The organism is Bradyrhizobium sp. AZCC 2289 (assembly GCF_036924615.1).
In the GTDB taxonomy this organism is placed as follows: Bacteria; Pseudomonadota; Alphaproteobacteria; order Rhizobiales; family Xanthobacteraceae; genus Bradyrhizobium.
In genome coordinates this window covers 4,820,270-4,839,384 of sequence record NZ_JAZHRY010000001.1, presented here as the reverse complement: position 1 = coordinate 4,839,384, position 19,115 = coordinate 4,820,270, and the positions used below count along the sequence as shown (strand labels likewise).

General features: G+C 59.8%; 24 protein-coding genes. 8 read left to right on the top strand and 16 right to left on the bottom strand.

Annotation, left to right across the window (positions count from 1 at the left end):
• Window positions 1–81: 81 nt before the first annotated feature.
• From V1289_RS23030 to V1289_RS22980, 10 genes are all read right to left on the bottom strand, one after another.
• Complete coding sequence (locus V1289_RS23030) at window positions 82–945, bottom strand: LysR family transcriptional regulator (RefSeq protein ID WP_334407626.1); 864 nt, start codon at window positions 943–945, stop codon at window positions 82–84.
• 403 nt (window positions 946–1,348) lie between these two features.
• Window positions 1,349–1,720 (bottom strand): cyclic nucleotide-binding domain-containing protein, encoded by a 372-nt coding sequence (locus V1289_RS49810; RefSeq protein WP_442896062.1) that lies wholly within the window; start codon window positions 1,718–1,720, stop codon window positions 1,349–1,351.
• 60 nt (window positions 1,721–1,780) lie between these two features.
• Entirely contained in the window at window positions 1,781–3,151 is a 1,371-nt protein-coding gene (locus tag V1289_RS23020; protein WP_334399040.1) for a hypothetical protein, read from the bottom strand.
• On the bottom strand, window positions 3,151–3,642 hold the full coding sequence (locus tag V1289_RS23015; RefSeq protein WP_334399039.1) for a hypothetical protein: 492 nt from the start codon (window positions 3,640–3,642) through the stop codon (window positions 3,151–3,153). Before V1289_RS23015 ends, V1289_RS23020 begins: the two co-directional genes overlap by 1 nt.
• Window positions 3,629–4,084, bottom strand: coding sequence for a DUF7665 family protein (locus tag V1289_RS23010; RefSeq protein WP_334399038.1), 456 nt, complete (start codon window positions 4,082–4,084; stop codon window positions 3,629–3,631). Before V1289_RS23010 ends, V1289_RS23015 begins: the two co-directional genes overlap by 14 nt.
• The gene (locus V1289_RS23005) at window positions 4,084–4,617 is read right to left on the bottom strand and encodes a hypothetical protein (RefSeq protein ID WP_334399036.1); all 534 of its coding nucleotides are present in this window, start codon (window positions 4,615–4,617) and stop codon (window positions 4,084–4,086) included. The genes V1289_RS23010 and V1289_RS23005 overlap by 1 nt, the downstream gene beginning before the upstream one ends.
• Before the next feature lie 62 nt (window positions 4,618–4,679).
• Entirely contained in the window at window positions 4,680–8,054 is a 3,375-nt protein-coding gene (locus V1289_RS23000; protein ID WP_442896194.1) for a UvrD-helicase domain-containing protein, read from the bottom strand.
• Window positions 8,055–8,099: 45 nt separating this feature from the next.
• Window positions 8,100–8,690 (bottom strand): hypothetical protein, encoded by a 591-nt coding sequence (locus V1289_RS22990; protein WP_334399034.1) that lies wholly within the window; start codon window positions 8,688–8,690, stop codon window positions 8,100–8,102.
• Window positions 8,690–9,385: a hypothetical protein gene (locus tag V1289_RS22985; RefSeq protein WP_334399032.1), complete on the bottom strand. Its 696-nt coding sequence runs from the start codon at window positions 9,383–9,385 to the stop codon at window positions 8,690–8,692. Before V1289_RS22985 ends, V1289_RS22990 begins: the two co-directional genes overlap by 1 nt.
• 179 nt (window positions 9,386–9,564) lie before the next feature.
• Window positions 9,565–9,705 carry a hypothetical protein gene (locus tag V1289_RS22980; protein WP_442896061.1) on the bottom strand — a complete coding sequence of 47 codons (141 nt, stop codon included), beginning with the start codon at window positions 9,703–9,705 and terminating at the stop codon, window positions 9,565–9,567.
• A 38-nt stretch (window positions 9,706–9,743) separates the two neighbouring features.
• On the opposite strand from V1289_RS22980, the gene V1289_RS22975 reads away from it, so the two are divergent.
• From V1289_RS22975 to V1289_RS22960, 4 genes are all read left to right on the top strand, one after another.
• Window positions 9,744–9,920, top strand: a complete 177-nt coding sequence (locus V1289_RS22975; protein ID WP_334399030.1) for a hypothetical protein — start codon at window positions 9,744–9,746, stop codon at window positions 9,918–9,920.
• Window positions 9,921–10,846: 926 nt separating this feature from the next.
• A complete protein-coding gene (locus V1289_RS22970; RefSeq protein WP_334399028.1) occupies window positions 10,847–11,344 on the top strand; it encodes a hypothetical protein in 498 nt (165 codons plus the stop codon).
• A 35-nt stretch (window positions 11,345–11,379) separates the two neighbouring features.
• Window positions 11,380–11,697, top strand: coding sequence for a hypothetical protein (locus V1289_RS22965; RefSeq protein ID WP_334399026.1), 318 nt, complete (start codon window positions 11,380–11,382; stop codon window positions 11,695–11,697).
• Window positions 11,698–12,494: 797 nt separating this feature from the next.
• Window positions 12,495–13,118 (top strand): AraC family transcriptional regulator, encoded by a 624-nt coding sequence (locus V1289_RS22960; RefSeq protein WP_334399024.1) that lies wholly within the window; start codon window positions 12,495–12,497, stop codon window positions 13,116–13,118.
• 714 nt (window positions 13,119–13,832) lie between these two features.
• Here V1289_RS22960 and V1289_RS22955 read toward each other — a convergent pair.
• From V1289_RS22955 to V1289_RS22935, 5 genes are all read right to left on the bottom strand, one after another.
• Complete coding sequence (locus V1289_RS22955; RefSeq protein ID WP_334399023.1) at window positions 13,833–14,069, bottom strand: hypothetical protein; 237 nt, start codon at window positions 14,067–14,069, stop codon at window positions 13,833–13,835.
• A gap of 211 nt (window positions 14,070–14,280) precedes the next feature.
• Entirely contained in the window at window positions 14,281–14,748 is a 468-nt protein-coding gene (locus V1289_RS22950) for a phasin family protein (protein WP_334399022.1), read from the bottom strand.
• 695 nt (window positions 14,749–15,443) lie between these two features.
• Entirely contained in the window at window positions 15,444–15,533 is a 90-nt protein-coding gene (gene kdpF, locus V1289_RS22945; RefSeq protein WP_074274950.1) for a K(+)-transporting ATPase subunit F, read from the bottom strand.
• A 408-nt stretch (window positions 15,534–15,941) separates the two neighbouring features.
• Window positions 15,942–16,151, bottom strand: a complete 210-nt coding sequence (locus V1289_RS22940) for a hypothetical protein (protein ID WP_334399019.1) — start codon at window positions 16,149–16,151, stop codon at window positions 15,942–15,944.
• 17 nt (window positions 16,152–16,168) lie between these two features.
• Window positions 16,169–16,345 carry a hypothetical protein gene (locus tag V1289_RS22935; protein ID WP_334399018.1) on the bottom strand — a complete coding sequence of 59 codons (177 nt, stop codon included), beginning with the start codon at window positions 16,343–16,345 and terminating at the stop codon, window positions 16,169–16,171.
• A 513-nt stretch (window positions 16,346–16,858) separates the two neighbouring features.
• On the opposite strand from V1289_RS22935, the gene V1289_RS22930 reads away from it, so the two are divergent.
• The 4 genes from V1289_RS22930 to V1289_RS22920 all read left to right on the top strand — a co-directional run bounded on the left by V1289_RS22930 (window position 16,859) and on the right by V1289_RS22920 (window position 18,104).
• A complete protein-coding gene (locus V1289_RS22930; RefSeq protein WP_334399017.1) occupies window positions 16,859–17,029 on the top strand; it encodes a hypothetical protein in 171 nt (56 codons plus the stop codon).
• Between the two features lie 174 nt (window positions 17,030–17,203).
• Window positions 17,204–17,557 (top strand): ATP-dependent DNA ligase, encoded by a 354-nt coding sequence (locus V1289_RS49805; RefSeq protein WP_442896060.1) that lies wholly within the window; start codon window positions 17,204–17,206, stop codon window positions 17,555–17,557.
• On the top strand, window positions 17,478–17,669 hold the full coding sequence (locus tag V1289_RS22925) for a hypothetical protein (protein WP_334399016.1): 192 nt from the start codon (window positions 17,478–17,480) through the stop codon (window positions 17,667–17,669). The genes V1289_RS49805 and V1289_RS22925 overlap by 80 nt, the downstream gene beginning before the upstream one ends.
• Window positions 17,670–17,945: 276 nt before the next feature.
• On the top strand, window positions 17,946–18,104 hold the full coding sequence (locus tag V1289_RS22920; RefSeq protein ID WP_334399015.1) for a hypothetical protein: 159 nt from the start codon (window positions 17,946–17,948) through the stop codon (window positions 18,102–18,104).
• Window positions 18,105–18,369: 265 nt separating this feature from the next.
• Here the strand turns inward: V1289_RS22920 and V1289_RS22915 are convergent, their stop codons facing one another.
• On the bottom strand, window positions 18,370–18,726 hold the full coding sequence (locus V1289_RS22915) for a hypothetical protein (RefSeq protein WP_334399013.1): 357 nt from the start codon (window positions 18,724–18,726) through the stop codon (window positions 18,370–18,372).
• Window positions 18,727–19,115 lie beyond the last annotated feature (389 nt).

The following is a 19,115-nucleotide window of genomic DNA, read 5'->3' as shown; positions in this document are numbered from 1 at the left end:
CCGTCTTTATGACGGTCTCACTCCTAGCGGCATCGATAAAGGCGAATTAGGACAAGCCTGCTTTCGAGTTTCTCGAATTGGTTACTTGTTGAGCAGAAAAGTCATCAATTTCTTCGCGGGTGGCTCCAAGTCAGGCACGGAGCGCACGCACAGCAAGAACTTTCGGCAAGCCCACGGCTCGTCAATTTCAATTCCTTTTAGGCCGTATGAGTTGACGAGCGGCACAAGTGCCGCCTCCGGTAGCATTCCGATCCCCAAACCCTTGCTCGCCATCAAAGCCATAACCTCAAAACTGTTGACCTGAACGCGAACATGCACCGTGGCGCCAAGCAGGCCTGCCTGCTCGAGCAGGATCTTCCGAACCGCCGTACCGTGACCTAGCGTCACGAAATCCTCGCCAACGAACTCCTGAAAGCGAATGCGATCGTGCTTCGCGAGGCTGTGGGTCTGAGGCACCGCAAGGATGAGGCGATCACCACCAAACGGAAATGTAACAAGCGAATGGGCTTCCGTGACACCGACAAACAAGCCGATATCGGCCTCCTTGTTGCGAACCATTTCAAGCGTTCCCTCGGTACCTCGTTCTTCCAGATCAATCTCGATATCGGGATGCATTTCCGCGAACTTCGACAAATCGGATGCAAGGCGCGCAAGCAGGACCGAACTCGACGATGCAACCCGAACATAGCCCCGGGTGCCGGCTTCGTGGCCGGTGAGCAAGTGATCGGCTCTGTCCAGCAAATGAAGGATATCGCGGGCAAAACGCAGGAATGTCTGGCCGGCCGCTGTGGGCAGTACTCCGTGAGGTCTGCGTTCGAGCAATGGCGTGCCCGCGTCATGCTCAAGGAGCTGAATTCGCCGGCTTGCCGCGGAAGAAGCCATGCCAAGCCGCTCCGCCGCGCGCGAGATGCTGCTCAACTCACAAGCGGCGGTGAAAAGCTGCAGCGTCCGGAAATCGTTGCGGTAAATGGCTGGAACCCCTGATTGAAAATGCTTGCGGGCTGCCGTCCGTCAACCCGCATTCCGTGATCCTACCTTTCATAGGTCAGCAACTCTAGGCCTGCGATCGATGAAGCGGGACTTGGCATTGATCTCTTGCCGTCTCTTGGCGATGCGCACGATGTCCAATCCGTGTGGGAGCCTTGGCTGGGAAGGGATGTCGAGCATTGAGCCTGCTTCCGGTCCGCTGGAGGGGCAGAGTCGGCGAGCAGCATGCGAAGCGTGAGGCGAGACAGAGCGGGGTGAGCGGCGAAGGGCCATCGATGAGCATTCACCTCACCTCGCGCCGGGCGGCGCTGCATGTTTTCGTCAACCACAACAAGCCAAGTGCGATGACAGGTTTTGTAATTCAGCTCGCATGCGGAGGGACGAGTGACCTGCAAAGAAAATGATCTCTATGCTTGATGATTTCGCCATTCGTGGCGTGGTCACGCAATCGCATTTGATGGAATCCCATGGATCTGAAAACTTTGTTGCGACGACATTGTCCAACGTGACAACCGCTGTTCACGGAAAGGGTAGCGTCCCAAAAAAGGGCGGCTGGTACCGCACTTCGGCAGATCCCTACGTCTACTGTGGCCGAACGGGGCCCGCCGTCGATCAAGGCGACCTCGCCGAAGTACTCACCCGGGCCGAGGGTAGCGAGGTTGACGCCTTTGCTCGAAACCTTAGCCTCTCCAGAGGAGATGATGAAGAAGGCGGCGCCGCCCGACCCCTCCATGATGACGGTCTCGCCCTTTGCAAAGCGCCGTTCCTTGAGCAGACGGGCGATCTGCTCGGACTAGCCACTTAGGGCCTGAAAGCCTGGATTGAACGTCCGCATCACTTCGTTCCGCACGGCTCGCCTCGACCGAACTGCCCGGAGGTCGAGATCGACAAGAGCATCGGCTTCGTCGCCCGAAAGGAGGCGAAGCACCTGGGCCAACATCAGGCAGCCTGCGACGGTGCCGACGAACGGAGCGCCGACCGCGGTCTCCGCCAGGCGCGTCAGCCCGCAGACGTCGCCCCCCGCTTCCGAGAGCCGGCGATAGCCGGGACGCCCAATGTTGGCCTTATCTTCTCTGGGGCTGCCGGGAAGCCACAGTTTGGCCGCCGCCTTCGATGCGGGAAAAGTATGGACACGCAGAGACCGGAAGTCCTGAGCGTTATCTCCGATACCGGCCTCCACTACCATCGGAAAGCCAGGATCCTCGATCTGCGAGCGAGCCAGCACGTTGTCCACCCCGCAGACGAGCACGGCAGGATCGTCAGCCTCCCTGCGCCGGAAGGCGCCATCGAACGGGCGCTCGATCAGCGTCGTACTGAATCCGTGACGCTCCAGCACGCCGGCGACTGCACGCGACTTCTTCATGCCCAGCATTCCCTTCTGCGTCAGGATCGACGTGCTGTCGGTCGAACCGGTCACCACGTCGATGTCCTGCAGGACGAGCCGCACGCCCGATCTGTCCCGATGCGGACACAACATCAGTGCCCACAGGAAGGCCTGGCCGAGGTGGCCTAGTCCGAGGATCCAAAGGTGATCGGGAAGGGCCTCGAGCGGCGGTCCGTCGCTCCCGGACCGGAGCCAATCGTAGGCGCGGTCAGGCCTCCAGAGCGAGAGCCCGACGGACCGATGGCCAGCCTCGGCCTCTCCGCGGATCATGGCGAACGCCTCCCCTGCTGCCAGCGCACCCGCAAGCACCGCCGCCGGGACCACCGTGGTCCGTTCGGACAATCTGGTTGCGCCCAGCCTCACCACGCCGCCGCGCCAACCTTCGAAAGTCACCGCGACCCCCTTGGCGGGAAGGACATCGGGCGTCCCGATCACGACGCCGGGAAGCGACGCGTCATGTCCGGAAAGCCTTCCGCCCTGCGCCTCGATTTCTCCCGCCAGCGAATTGCCGTCACCGCCCAAGACGAGCAGCGGCACGTCCACATTGCCCGACACGAAGACGCCTCCGAGCGCGTATCGTCGGGCGATGTTCACGACGGTAAGAAGCGCAGCCTGATGGGGCGCGCTTGCGGCGACCTCCGGCCCCACGACGACAGCCAGTCTATGGAGCAGCAGTCGGCCGACGGCCGTCTCGATGTCAGGCGCGGCGCCGCTATCGATGTCGATCTTGGCGATTCGGCTCAGCGAGTCCCTTATCGTGTCCAGGTCTGGCCCGTACATTAAGCACCTCGGATCTGGACGCAGAACCATCCGAACCGCGGCGGCGAGAGGATGTCCCAGCGCTTTGCGCCAAGGTAGTCGTAAACGCCGATCCCTGCGAGATCGAACGCACTGTCCGCAAAGCGGGGGGCAATGAGGGCCAGGTGGCCTCGCATGGCAACCATCGGATGGTCCTGATCGGAGCGGCTCTGGCTGGCACCCGCCGGATGGGTGTGGATGTCGGCGAGGACGATTTGGCCTTTGTCGGCGCAGATCTGCCACACCTCGTTCATGGAGTGCCCTGAGAGGCGGACGATGCCGGTCGACAGAGCACCCGAATCGACGTCGTCGTAGAAAACAAGCGATCTCACCTTCGCGGTGTCGCCCTGCCTCACGCCGAGAAGAAATGCCCCGCTCTCACGCACCCCGGCGCTGCGACGCCGCAGTTCGCGGAACAATTTCCACCAGAGCGCCAAGGAGCAAGTGACGACCGAGGATTCATGCTGCGCCATGGTAGCCTCGCGAATTCAAGTGGCGGTGGACCTCGGTGAGGTACTGGACGACCCCTCTCGCCGGCTCCCATGTCAGATGCGGGTGCGTGCTGGCCCAGTCCGGATGTCCCACCCGGGACAGCCGGTCCAACGGAAAGTACAGCGCTGACCCGGAGTGCCAGTCAGTCCGGAACGTACCGAGGAAGACTTCGTCCCCCCGCGGCCAGGATTGCGGCACCAGGATCGCATTCTGGGCCACGTCCCACAGCCCGCCGGTCGGAGGCTGGGTGGGATATCCGCTGCACTCCAGGCGGAGCGCGAATTCGCGCATATCCTTCGCCGTGACGCCGAAGATCGCGAACGGCCAAGCGACGGTGATCAGACGCCAACGCCGGCGGGCAACCCCCTCTAGGAAGGGGGCCGCCGCGACGTCGCGCTCCAGTTGGGCGAGATCGGGGGTCATCAGATGCCCCCGTTCACGCGGATCGTCGGCAGGAGGTCGAAGACTACCCGGCAATCGGGGCACTTCGCCAAGGAGCCGACATGGACCGTCTCGTCGGGACGGTCCGTGGTGCCCGACAGCTGGAGCGACAGCTCCGCAGCATCAACAGCTCCGATCCCGAACTCGCGTTCCGCCCAATCCTTGATGCGGGCGAGCGTCGAGCCCGGACCGAACGAACGCTCGGCGGGCCGTCCGGCGTAGCGCACGACGACGTGGACGTGGCGGCAACGGCTGTGATGCAGGATCCGCGAACCGTGAACGTCGCCGTGACCCCGGATCTCGTGTCCGTCGTGCAGCGGCTCGTCGCTGTCCTCATCGAAGAGGAAGATGCCGACCACCTCGCCGCCGCCGGCGAGATGGATCTTGAGGGCCTCCACGGTGATGCCCTCATGGACCTGATGGCGCGAAGGATCGCGTTCGTCCTCCCGGCGGATGAAGATGTCGATGTGAGTAGTCATTTTGGCGCTCCGTTCACGGCCCTGATGGCCGTTCATGGAGTCCATCGGCGCCACGCCGAAAAAACCTCCGGACTTGAATGTCCGGCCCCCGATCGGATTCAGATCGCGGGTCGAGCGCCCGTGCCCGGACATGAAACGAAGTGCCCGCACCGCATGCAGGTCTGGAGCTGCGGCTTCGGTTCGAGCCGACCGGCGCGGATCGCGTCCAAGATCGACGCCGCCTGTTCCAGATCGCCCGCCATTTCGGAATCCGTCCGCAAGATGGGCACGGTGCCGCCATCGGCTAGATGGGCGATTTCGGCGGCGACAGGCCTTCCAGCGGCGACCCTGGCGGCCGCAAGAAACAGACCCGCCGTCAATGCCCTGGCGTTCGCCGTGTCCCTTTTGCCGGACATCACCATGCGCGCCATGCGCCCTTTGGCCGGATCGGTGGAGAATATCGGCGGAGGCGCGAGCACGTGGCCGCCCCGGATGGGGAGGCGGACAGGAGCGTTGCCGGATCCGGCATGGGCCTCGATCAGGTTGTGCAGGCCGGAAAGGCTGCGTCGTCCGACCCGCTCGTAGTCCGCGGCCAGCGGATGGTCCGGCGACGGCCCGCGATCAGCCCACGCACGGGCGAACGCAGCGAGCAATGTTTTTTCCAACGCCGGCCCCGCGTCCGCGAGTTCGGAAGCCCTGTCGATCAACTCGTAGATGACGCCGCCGGTCATCAAATGGGGGCTCTCATGGCGCCGGCTTCGGATGGCGAGCTGATGCCGGTACGCCACGCGTAGAGGACATTTCTCGAAGTCGCGTATGTCGTGGAATGTGATTGAGTCGAGCTCGAACGGATCCACGCCGAACGACGGCCCCAAGAACGTGCGGCTCGGAACATCGAGCGTCTCGATCTCGAAGGATCCGAGTTCGGCGATGAACGGCGACGGCTCGCGCGCCTGCTTCTGCGCTCTGCAGGTATGGTAGAGGCGCAGGTGGTCCTCCGCCCTCGAGATCGCGACGAAGAAGCAGCACCGTTCTTCCTCCGCTTGCGCCGTCGCATGGTCCCGACCGTCGCCGATTCCCGGCGGCACCTGGCACTGGTCTGCGGCCGGGCTTTTCGGAAATCCCTTGTAGTGCAGACCGACCAGATGCACCGCGCCGAACTGCAAGCCCTTCGCTGCGTGCACGGTCATCAGCCGGACTGCGTCGACTTCCGGCCCAAGATCGGGCTCGCGCAAGTCACGATCGTCGGCGAGCAACATGACTGTGCGGACCCTGCGAAGCGCCGCCTTCGCCATGAGCGGCATTCCGTCGGGCTCGACCTGGTCGAGGAATTCCACAAGCTGCCTTACAGCCGAGCGGCTCATGTCCGCATCGATGCCGTAGTCCCCGGCAAGGTGACGCAGGTAATCGCTGCGGTCGAGTAGCCACGTGGCAGCCACCTCGAATGCGGGCGTCCACGGCCGCAGATTCTTCAAGCTGATGCCCAGCTTCACGAGCCCGATGCGGCCGCCAACCGACAGCCCCGCGACGTCGGCCGCATCGGGCATGGTCTCGGCAAGCGCCCGCCCGAGCTCGCGGGCGTGCCCGACCGCGCGGGCGACGTCGGCTCCAACGACGTCGATTCCTCGGAACGCCGCGACGCGCGACAACGCAGCCCCGTTCGGCTCGGCTACAATGGCGAGGATCGACAGGATGTCCCGGACCTCGTTCCGCTCGAAGAAGCTACCAAGATGCAGGACCGGGATGCCGTGCCGGGCGAGACGCGCGGCGAGAGTGTCCAGACGGGTGTTTGTCCGCGCCAGCACCGTCTGACGCCCGAAACTCACGCCGGCGCCACACAATCTCCGTATCTCGCCTTCGACCAAATCCGCTTCGCAATCGTCGTCCAGGCCGACGAGAACCCTGCACCGGCTGCCGACTTCCTCGCGCTTAGCTTCGGCCAGATATGGCAGAGTCTTGCCCTCTTCGACACCCGCGGCGCGCCGAAGGTCGTCCGTGACCTTGGCGAAGGTCCGGCAGAGCGCGGTCACATGCTCGGTGGAGCGGTAATTAAACTGGAGAGGACGGCGTGTGCCGCCAGGGAAGTCGCTTTCGAAGCGCTCCATGTTGAGGGCGGAAGCGCCGCGGAAGCGGTAGATGCTTTGCCGGGCGTCTCCCACGACCCAGATGCGGCCCGCGTCGCCCCAAAGCAGCTTGAGCATTTCGGCGCTGGCACGGTTCACGTCCTGGTATTCGTCGACAAGTATCTCACGGTGGCGCGAGCGCAGTTCGGCCAACACCTCGGGATCGCTCCGCATCAGCAGTGTGGGCATCATCACGAGGTCGGCAAAATCGACGAGCTTCCGCTCTCTGAGCATCTTGTCGTAGAATTCGTAGACTGCCGCCGCCTCGAGCGTCTTCTCGGCGACCTCGACGGGCTTCATGGCGGCTTTGGTCTTCTTGCGAAGAGCATCGTATTCGGCGTGCGCCCTATTCAATCCAAGTACCGCCAGTCGCCGGAATTCTTGCGGCCCTATGAGTTCGTCCTTCGCCCTGCTTATCGGCTTAAGGATCTCCTTGAGCTTCGCGCCGGGATTGCTGAGGTCGTGGAAATGGTCGAGCCCCAACAATGGGAGATGCTCCTCCAACATCTCGACAGCCTGCGAGGGGGAGACCAATCGGATCTTCGGATCCAACCCTAGGCGGTCGTAGTGCCGGCGCATGATCTCCAGCCCGAAGGCATGGAAGGTGCCGGTCCAGACTTCTACTACGTCGCCTCCCCGGTCTTCTACAACTCTTGAAGCGAGTTCGGCCGCCGCCTTGTTGGAGAAAGTCAGCGCAAGTATGTGCGAAGGATGGACCTTCGCCAAAAGCCAGTTGATGCGGGCGACCAACGTCTTGGTCTTGCCCGAGCCCGGGCCGGCCTCGACCAGTAGGGCACGTCCCTCATGCTCGACTGCCTTCGCCTGGCTAACGTCGAGCTTCACCGGTTCGCCCCGCGCCTTCACCGCTGGCGGCTCCACGGGGCTTTGCAGGAGCGCGTCGAAGAGTTGCTGGCGGACCATCTGCAGCGGAAGGACGAGAAGATCCGCGATCGCGGAAGCCGAACGTCGCTCTTCAAGGAAAAGCCTCCGGGCCAGATCGCGTGGAAGGAGAAATTCTCGGCCGTAGACGTTCGCCTGCAGCTCGCGGCGCTCACGCGGCCCGTATGCCTCGACCCTGGAAAGCGCCCTCGATCCTGCGGGGCGCAAGTCGGTGTTGTGGAGCTCGCATTCCTCGTTAGGCTTGTGCAAATCGAGATGCCCGAGCTCATGCGCCAAGTGTAGCGCCTTGTCGGCCGGCGAGGCGTCCTTCACTACATAGACAGCAGATGCTTCACGATAAAGTTTCGCGAAGCATCCACCGAGGATCGAGCCTTCGATGCTTTCTTCCAGTATCTGAAAACCCCCGGCGGCAAACGCGTGCTCCACCGCTTTGAGTCCCGAAGCTATCCCTGCAGGGACAAGCGCGCGCATCGCCCTGGCCTGGATCCGAGAGAGCCCGAACGCATCCATGCTCAGCTACTCCGAAAGCCAACGAGCACGAATATCCTCAGGAATATTGGCGCCCCGTACAGCCCCCGCAAAATCCTCGATCCCATCGTTCGCCGGCTTGCCGGAAGCCTTGTGTTCGGCGCCGACCACGCCGCGCGGCAAACCTTCCGAGAAGTGGTCTCGGACCTGCGCGAACGCGACGCCAAGCGCGTCAGCTGCGTAGCGCAGAAATCGGGCAGAGGGCGGCGTCACGTGACGTCCCGCAAGCTTGATGATGAAGGAAACGTCGTTGCCGAAGGCGGATTTGGCGGCGATCCACGTAGGTAGCCGCGAAAGGTCTTTCGGACGTGACGGCGGCGCGCGGCCTCTTTCAGCTTCATAATCAGCCTGGACGCGCGCAATCAGCGAGGCCGATGCAGCCCCATGGCCATCGTCCGTTCCCCTCTCCGAAGCAATGCCCGCAGCGTCACGCAGAGCGGCCCGCGCTGCGAGCCGGCTCAGAAATTCGGATTTGCGGTCGCCCAACATTTCGAGCGCAGCGCCGACTTCATCCCGGTTCGAACCGGCTTCGAAAATGCTATCAGCCAGGGTTCGCGGATCGATATCATCAGCGTTCATCACAGAAATTCCTTATCCAATGCCGCCTCTAGCTTTCGCTTGATGGCGGTCTTCTTCTCCCGCAGCGTTCCGGCCGGAATGTTGAACAAACGGACGAGGTCGATCGTTGCTTTCGCGCTGCTGATGGGAACGCTGCCCAGAAAGAAAGGGTAGAACAGCTCAAGTTCGTCCTTGTCCAGAATCTCCGCGAGCCGAGCGTGAAGGATTTCCTTGTCAATCATCGCCGTCGCCAATCGGCCGCCATCGTCCAGTTCGTCCGCCTGATCGCCGATGTCCGCGGTAGCAGTCTTGAGGCCCTTGTCGAACAGGCGTTGGTACAGGTCAGCCGCGGCATTCGTCAGGTTGTAGAAAAACCTTATCTCCCACCAGTCGATTCCCGCTTGCCGGGCGATCGCCCTCGTCACGCTCAGCATCAAATCCTGGGTCAAATCCTCCTGGTCCGCTACGGAAACCCCGGAATATCGGCGTTCCACCCAGCGGCTCACCCGCCCCAGAAGAGCAACGAGCACGACTCTTTCCAGCGCCGGATTCGTCTCGACGCTGCACCTACGGAGGAGCCTGACAAGTACCTCCGGAGGAACGGCTGGAGGACCGGTCGCGCTGACGGTCGCAAACAATTCGGCCTCGTTCAGCATACCATCGAGCCGAACCAGCTGGCGGTCAACATGATCGGGATGATAGAGGTCTTCGGCCATGACGTCCCATTCGGCGGAGACGCAGCGCCTCCCTACTTTATAGATCGGTCACGGATTGAAAAAAACCTCCGGTGCCGATTCGCAGCGTCAGTCTACCGACTCGGGTACGATTCGTCTTAGGGTTGTGGGCCTACAGCTAGGCATGTGTTTGAGATCAAACTCAGGGCTTTCCCGCGCTTTCATGGGAGCGCGGCGAAATCAGACCGCCTATACGGGTGGACCATTTTGCGGAGGGCTTTCGGAGCCAGCACCTCGACCTGGTCGCCCCATGTGTAAAGGTGCCAGCACATCTCCAAATGTCCGGCAGCCCTAAACCGCACGATCAGGGACGCGCACCAGAATTGATCCGAACCGGCGGATGGTCATCGAAGCGATCAAGGTATGGTCCCACAACGAGTCCGGCTACATGTTCGAACCCGGCGGCGACGACGACGAAGACCGCGACCTGGAGTTCGAGTCTTTGGAAGAGGCAAACAGGTATATCGACCGCAAGCGAAAGGAATACAAAGCTCGCTGGACCTGCGAGTACGTTTGAGGCCGATCCTGGCGCATATTGAAAAGCGTACGGCGCAGAAGCGGTTGGAGATGTTAATAAGCGTCCAAACGTGCCCCCTCCACCACTAGATGCAATAGCCTAGCCGAACAGGTATGGCGCCCGTCGCGCCGGCGCGGCTATGCCTGCCCACCAATTCGAGCGTGCCAAATTCGTTGAGATTCAGGATTGATCGATGCCAATCGATCGCGCCATCGCCGGGGATCGGGCCGTATCGTGACGCCATTTCCACCCGCGCGCCAGACTACCTTCTCACTGAAGCGCGTTTCGCTGTCGTTTTGCGGGGCGCTCGTTAAACTCGCACACCGCCTTACTTCTTGTTTTCTTTATTCAAGTGCAGGAAGAGCGGCTAGAGCATGGGTTTGTTGACGGTTCGCCGCGACGCCGCGACAGGACGCCATAACGGAACGGCAGGGCGACTATACACCACGTATTATCCACCCACACAGTTTTCTAAATCTCCCTGCTCTACCTGCTCTACCCGCTCTTCTGTTTGGAAAACAGCCAATTTGCACGAGCAAGTTGGGGGCGGGTGGAGCACCCCGGCTGCTAGGCCGCTCTCTCGAAGGTGACAGGGTCATACAGTCCAGATGCTCGTCCCCAACCTTGTAGACTTCTCAACACGCATCTTGTCACTGGGCTCTACCCGCGTGCGTGGCTGATGAAGCCCCCGTCGGTGGCGAGATTGATGGCTGCCATAGCCCCAGTCGAGTGCAGGGAGTGTGACACGGTCGCCGATGTTCGCTCTTGTTCGGCGCAACCGTTACACCTTTTTCTGTCACCGAGTGCCCGAGATTATTTGTACATTCTTAAGCTGTTGGACATAGACCGAACTAGACGGATGTCCCCCAAACATCACGCCAACTAGATCAACCAGCGGCATTGCCGATGCCAGACGGGGGGCAGGTATGACATCCGATCACGCTCTTGAGCAATGGATCTTCCGCCTCGAGCACAAAGACTTCGTCGAGGAGTTCATCGATCGCAACCAGGTGCACCTAGCGGACACGTTTGTGCCGTCCGCTAAATATGTTGCAGTTGGCAATCATGAACTCCTCTGGCTGGCTGATCCTATGACTTTCCGCTCCCGCACGCGGCGGTCCAGGAAATGGGTAAACTCCGGGAACAACGGTTCAGTTCAAACGCTTGCAGACGGTCATTTCCTTTGGGTCCACCCGGTCGTCGAAACAGGGATTGGCTCAAAGACACTTTGGTATATTGAGCGCCAACTCATGTGGCAGCAGCCCAGAGCCACCCATGAGGTGCTGGCCTTCAGGCAAGGACCAACTCCAATTGTCTTTCGCGACAGCAAACACGCGATGGCGCTCGTCAAATATTGTCATCCCGCCCCCCGCGATGAGGCAGACTGTATGTGCTGGATACCGATCAGTGGCACGATTGCCTAAGCTGCAATTCGTGACCAGTCCGGAAAGGAATAAGCATGTCATTCCTAGCGAAACTCAGGGCCGCCGAAGCTGAAGCCGTGCCACAGGACACCGATCCGTGGCGGCTACGGCTGGAGCGGCTGCGCGGCAAAGTCGACTTCGACGGCATCGAGCGTGTGTCCACGCAACACCTGTTGGACGTGCTTGAATTACCCCAGCGCGAACGTACAGCCGGTGCGTACCGGCACCTTGCCACGTTGATGCGCGAGTTGGGCTGGGCACCTTTGAGGGTCCGCGATTTCAACCGTTGCGGATTCTTAGAACAAGTTCGTGGCTACTGTCGTCGCGCTAGACTAGCTAACAAGTCGAATTGAGAACGCAAACCTGCCGATTGTGCAGTCGACCCTCATCAATTGGCGGCATGGAGAAAGACGATGACTGACAATTGCGCCCTAATCGAAGGTCCCGTGTGGGGCGATACTTCTATGGCCATTGGCTGTTGGCAGCTTCGAAAGCTAATGAGCTATGGACCGAAGCCCTCAATAATCCCCGGTTCAGTAAGCGGGTCGATAGGCTGTTGATTACTTATATCCCCGACTTCAATTTCTGTGCGACCGTTCTTCTTTCGCGCCTTGAGCAGAATTTCGCTTCCTTGGTGGTTAGCATGCAAAGGTGGCACGATCTCACATCTCAGAGGAGCCAAGCGCTGAGCGAACCCCTCTTATCGCGCGAAACTTGGATTTGACGTGCTTAGACAATTGTAACGGTGACAAGGTTTCACCTTTTTGCGATGTCCGCTCTTGAGCGCATATCGGACTCAAGTCGGACATCGCGTCATGTCCGTTTTGTGCCATGAGCCGACATGAGTTGCCGTGCCGACGACCCATCAGAGACCAAACATAAATTCGTTTTTAGTAGGAAGCGATGCAACGGATTTGTAGCTTCGCTCCACGGTATCTGCGCATGGCTGGTCTCTCTAGGACAGTTCAGTCGTGTCAACGGACGAATTTTGAATGGGTCGAACAGTGCGAGAGCCAAGCGGCGACTTGATGAGCGACATTCGCAGAGAGATCGATCGCCTTGGCGCAGTCGGTGTTGCGGCCGACAAGCTCTGGGGAGAGCGGACACAACGTTCGCTCGAGCATTCATTACGAAACATTAGAGAAAACGGATGGCAGATCTAGCTGCCGCCATTTCAACGTCGCTCAAGGCAGCATTGGAGGCTGAGGTCACAAGGACCAGAGGAACGACTGCGGACCAGTTCAACGACACTCCGTCGCCAACCGACCTGCAGCAGTTCGTCTATCTGGCGAACGACGTGGTCGACCTTCTTGAGACAGCGATGCGTGAGCTCGAGCGCGACCGCGAGGCGGCGAAGGCGTCGCTGGCCAAAGCGTCAATCATCCTGCAATCGGAGACCGCGCGTCGTTCAGGCGCTAACGGGTCGAAAGCGGGCGGGTTGGCGGGCTGGCAGATAGCGCGGGTTCAAGCTTTCATCGACGAGAATCTGCACTGCACCATCCACATACGGGATCTCAGCGCCGTAGCGCGGATAAGCGCAGCACATTTCTCGCGGTCCTTCAAACGAGCGGTCGGAGAACCACCGCATGCCCACCTGATGAGAAAGCGCCTGGAGAGAGCCTGCCACCTGATGATGACCGGTGCGGCATCACTGAGCGAAATAGCCTTCAGTGTAGGCTTTTCAGATCAAGCACATCTATGCAGGCTTTTCAAGCAGGCCTTTGGTCAAAGGCCGGCCGACTGGCGACGCGACTTTGAGAGCCGGCGCGGATGAGGACCATCCAATAATGGGCGCTCAGAGCAGGAAAAGTCACAGGAGGATATTGGTCTGCTAATGTGGGTCAATCGCTACCGAATCGGACTTTCGGGCCATGTCCGGTCTTCCCTCGGTAGCGACCGGATTGCGGGCATCCCGGATTGGCAGCTTCGTGCCGATATTGTTGCAAAAGTCTTTTTCGGGTGGCGAACGAAAATTCTTAGAGCCGCTGATGCGTCTTACGCGCGGCGATGTGAGGGACCTCATCGTTTCGCACAAAAACGATCACGGCCCTTCGTATCGACGCTACAGAGTGCTGCAGTGGTAGAGGCGTCTAAAAATCCGCTTTTGCGAGATTTTCTGTGTCTTTCGATTTTCGACTTTTGCAACAAAATCTGCCAAAAGCGGAAGTGGCAAGCCTTTTGATCGCTTCGTCCCCCTTATTCATCAACCGCGGCCTGCGTAGCAGCCGTCGTCATTCAGGCTTGCTCATCGCCTTAATTGGGTCTGCGTAGCCAACCAACTTCAATTTGTCGCCGCAGCTCGGGCACTCAAAATTGCGAAGCTCATAGCCCGGCCCTATTGGTTCGGCGATGCCGCACAACATTTCGACGCTGCACTTCGAACAGGTTGGCCGGTCGTCGATATTAGGGCTCATAGGCATCACCCCATAGGTGGATAGACATTTCAGTGAAGATTATGCATGTGCGCCATGGTGTTCCTCCATCGCGATCATCGATGAGCTGTGTGGACGATCAGGCCAGGGAGCCCCCGCTGGGACGCCGCGCCCGGGGCGCTCGTCTCGTCGACCCAGGCATCGCGCGCGAACCAGCTGTGATCGGTGTGGCAGATCAGGCAACGGGTGCGCGCGAAAAACACCGGGCTCTGCCGAAAGCTCTCGCGATCGGTCTTGATGCCGGTGGGGATCGCGTGTCCGGTTTGCGGACATTTGACCATGACCATACCCATGTGAGCCTCCCCTGAATTTGGTTTTGCAGCAAAAAAAAACGGCCGGTTGGATTTGCGCCTCTTGTCGGTGCGCCCACTTGGGGGGCATCGCGCACCTGTTGTTTGATCGAGCATCGGGTAGCTTGGGGTAGCTTGCTCGTGGCGGGGCTTATTCCAACCGGCCGGGTCCCCCTCCTGAACGAACGCTGGATATGAATTGAGCGCCCGCCTTCTAGTTGCCCTGGTGGAGAACCTTGGCGACGCGCTTCCTGATCGGCTCGCCGGTTTCGACCGCAAGCTTCTGGGCAAGCTCCCACAAGTCCTTGCTCTGGGCGGATGCGGTGTCGAAAGCCTTTTGCGCCTGGGTCGCCGACAAGCTGAAGGCATCCGTCACCGACTTGCTGCCCAAGAGATGGGCGAAGAAATCGATCGCGGAGGCGGTATTGGCGTTCGAGATCTCGATCACCTTGAGCCCGTAGTCGGTCGTGCTCCTGGCATTGCTCGAATAGGTCTCACGCAACGCCTCCGCCGTCTCCTCCGACGCGGCCTTGATCCTCTCGCAGGCTTCCTTTGCGCGGGCGACGCCCTGCTCGGAAAGCTCGCCGAACATGCTGGGCAACGCGATCTTCGGGAATCCGAACAACGGCATCGCGAAACCGTTCGTTCCGTTCAGTCCGGCTTTCACTTCAGCTTCACTCACGGCATCATCCCTCTTTGCAAGCGACATCTTTTCCCGCGACGCTGGCTAGCGTCACGAAAGCGGTGGAGGCGGAGGCTGTCCGCTTCCGGGTTCGATCAGTTTTGTTTGAGCTTCCATCCAGCCCGGATGCCACTATGTCCCGGCGAAAGGGCAGCTGTCCGTTCGCTTTGCGACTCTCGATTAAAAATTTTGCGAGGATGTCAATACATAAAAACGTCATACGAGATGGCGCAGTGCAGAATGGGGACATCGCGAGGGGCCGCATGATCGATAGTTATCGTTGAGGTTGAGAGAGCGCTTCTTGCCGCGTTTGTGCTGCCGCGCGGCGGAGTCCGATCTGGGTCAAAAACGGTCCTGACGCCCTTGAAATGGGATGTCTGTATTACCCCTGAAAGCAGACATCGTCAGCCAGACCGGCTATGTTCGAAAAGTGCCAAGAGGCGACATTCGAAATGAAGGACGGGCCAACCGAGGTGCCCTTACACGCGCCTGCTTAGGAACGAATGGCATAGAGCGTGGCCGCCACCACTCCAACGCCCAACAAAAGCCACGCGCTAACTCGCGACCGCTTGTCGCCATCGCCCGTCAACCATTGAGCTGCGGCAAGTAGGAATGGGCCGAGGATCGCAATTTTTAGCGCCATACTTCTACGCTCCGAGCAGTGAGGAGACAACAGATGCCGACCGAACGTTCGTTCAGAACCGCTCGGGATGCAGCAGCGCGAAAATCAGATAGCCCAGCAGGCCGAGGGCCACGAGCGCAGCGAGCGAATAATCAAAAACCATGGCTCAACCTCCTCATCTCTCTCCAATGGCATGGGCGTACGCAATCGCAAGTGCGAAGAGGCCGAGCGCGATCCCAATCATAAGAACGTCCATCATGGAGACCTCCCTTGTGCGCTTGATTGTTGCTATTGTTTCGCGCGCTCTTGGGTGACATTTGCGGTAGAGCCTCGGCGCAACGATCACTGACGCCACCCGCATTTCACTGGTTGATGCCTGCCACTCCACGCATAGGTTTTCCAGATGGTCACGGAGGCAATGTTATAGAAATCGCATATGGAGCTGTCCCTCTAAAGGTGCAGCGAAAGAAGTCGGCTCAGGGTCAAAAGGCGAAATGCTCGCTGCGAGCAGATGCTTTCCGCTGTTCACCCAACAACGGACATCGCTCAATAGCGTCGTGTTGTCGTTCCTCTAGATTGGTCGGTCCTTACCCGCCCCAGTGACGCTGCTCAACTTGCCATTTACGTCAAAGCCGAAGGTCACTCCCCAGACCGTAACAGAGCCGCCTCGAACGTCGATGACATCTTTGCTTACGTAGTTATGATCCCATTTCATTCCGCCGCTAACAGCATCGAGTTCGTTGTCTTCGACAACGCGAGTGTTGCTGGTAGGTGTGGCCATTGTCTTCTCCATCGTAGCTACTCCCCACCCTCTTCGGGATCTCCCCCTTTGCGAATCGTCGCAGCAAACTTAATAGCTGTTTCGTTAGCTAAACGGTAACCACCAGCTGCAGCGGCGAGTTCGTTATCATCCAACGGACGGACTTCCTCATTCTCCAACTTGATGGGGGCGGATTCAGTCTTGACTTTGGTCATCTGCTTTTCTCCTGGTTTGACCGGCAGCACCATCGCAGCCGGTGCTCGTTTTATTGCAGAGCGGATGGCGCGCCACTGTGCTGCACGTCACACAGAGGGAGTTTCTGCTAGGCGGCTCCCCGACTGCGGTGTGCGCGAACATCCCAATTCGGACAGATCGGGAAAACCGTTTGTTCCCAGCGGGGGATTTTTCGGCAGTTTGTCTGAGATGCATTGTCTCTGCGGAACGCGGGTTGCGCGACTGTTCAAAGGCCTTGGCGGATACTATTGCCGTCCCTGCTGTGGAAACCCGGTCTATGAGAGCCAGCGACGGAGCGAGAAGGCACGGGGCCTACCCCTGATAGCCGACATCTCGCGACGCTTCAGCCATTCGATGATCTCGTCTCCAACGCAATTCACCGTCGAGGCAAGGTACCTATCGGTGATCCGGGTCACAGTCGCGGCGAGAGTGTTGCACCACAGTGGCCCATCAGCCGCCGGATCGTCCGCGCTGGCTTGGATTGGGAGGATACAATGACCAGCAATACTCAGAGTAAGGACAATCGCATTGTGACAGACGAAGAGTTGGATGGCGTCTCGGGCGGTGTGCGAACCAATGGGGATAATCCGTTCGTGCAAGTGGCCATGTTGGCGACAAAGGAGGCCTTCTATAAGGGCATGTGGTATTCAAGCGAGGGTTGGTAGTCTTGAGCCTGTGATCTTATAGGGCGGATGGCGTTCGCACTGGCGTAACGCCGCCGCTGATGCGCCTGATCGCTCGGGCGATGGATCACAGGCCCGACGCCATCGTTGCCGCCGCCTGCGTCGGATGCCGACAAGCGTGCTTGAACCTCCCGTCCGCTGCCTTATCTTTCCGCCATGGTATCGCGTAAGAACACGTCCCGGCGTTCATCCGGGTTTGTCGAGCCGTGCCGACTGTCGAAGGCGGCGCGGCCTCCGTCCGGTCCCTTGTGGGTCCACGAAATCAAGCATGACGGCTTTCGGCTGATGGTGCGCCGCGAAGGGTCGCGGGTGCGTTGTTATACGAAGGGCGGTTACGACTGGGCCGACCGCTTCCCGGCTATTGTCGAAGCCGCCAGCCGCCGCAAGGCGTCATCGTTCCTGATCGATGGCGAGGCCGTGATCTGCCGGGATGACGGGCTATCGGATTTCAACGCGCTGCGGAGCCGACCTCGCGATCACGACGCCATACTGTTCGCTGATCGAGCATGAGGGCGACGATCTGCGCGACGTGCCGCTGATCGAGCGCAAGCAACGGCCGGCGAAGTTGCTGGGCAAGGCAAGTCACGCCATCCGGTTCAATGAGCATCTGGCAGCACGATGACGGCGCGAGTGTATTCGATCATGCCTGCCGCTTGGGGCTGGAGGGCATTGTCTCAAAGCGGCTGGATGCGCCTATCGCAGCGGCCCATCAAAGCTATGGCTCAATTCGAAGAACCCACTGAGCGAAGCGGTGCGGCGAGAGCGCGAGAAAGACTGGAATTGACGGCCCTGATGCCCGATCCCCTGCCGGGCTGAGCGAAGATGATATCGCGAGTGCACATCAATACGCTGAAAATAGCCGAGTGGCACTCGCCCGATATGATCGGAAGCGCGGAACATGAAATTCAAGGAAGATCGCCCTATCGCCAACCCGGAAGCCGCACTGGCGAAGCTGCTCGAAATTGTCACCGGGATTGAAGCCGATCACGCAGGCCGGATATCGGTCGGTGCGATCAACCATGCGTTCCTGAGCGCGGGCGGCAAAGTCGGCGCATAAGGCGCGGCGATGCATCGCGCGGTTGCCAATGGTTGGTTTGAGACTCATCCATCAGGTGCCTACGTGAAGCTGAAGCGGAAGGGCGCGGATAGGTTCGCTTAGTCGATGTCTGCTTTGCTGCGCATAACGGACTCAAGCCTGACATCGCGCCATGTCCGAAAAGTGCCGCAACCGGACTCATGCACCGCACTTGTGTTGCGCAGCTCAACCTATGAACGGCGCACGTTAAAGTTAGTGGGAGCTCCTGATCGCCCTGCGCTCGCGATCAGCCCATGCTCCCCAGCATGAAGCAGCGCGCCTTCGGATGACCATTTAGGTAGTAAGGCCAGACCATCGTACGGCCAGCGCGGTTCGGTCCATCCACGACAGCGTCGTTCGGAACATCAACCCACTCGCCATCAATGCGTACGCGATAGTGACCATCCTTAGCTTCCCAATCGGCGTCATCAACGCGCTTCGCATCACTGCCATCGCAGCAGGGCCCTTTGCCACTGTGCAAGCTCTCATACCAACTGTTCAACTCAGGGTGCTGATAATCGTGGGCGCGAGCGTGACTGATTGTAGAAGTCGGCAGCATGACAGTGAATACAGCAAGTGTTGCGTGCCAAAAGTGATTCTTCATCTCACACCCAATCCCGGACTCTCTGTGTAGTCAGGCAATTCATCTATGTCGGACGAGACCAAACTTGCCATCACAAACTGCGCATCGCGCGGCTCTGCCAGATCTAAGGCTTTCGAAGCAGTTCGGCATTGCAGTCTCCTCTTAACCGTCGCTGTTCGTCGATCATCCTTTTTTCACCGTCGCACTTGATGAGCCTGTGCGCTTTTCCAACGCATGCAGCCTATGACGATCGCGATCAGCCGCTCAATTGAACGTCGGTAAATCGTCTGGCATCCAAAGGGTTCACGGAACGATACGAAGGTTTATGGCGCTCGGTGCTAAAGCCGACCACTTCCGCAACGGGTCTTGGCTGTGTAACAACGCGTCGCTCCGAGGACTTGATAGAATAG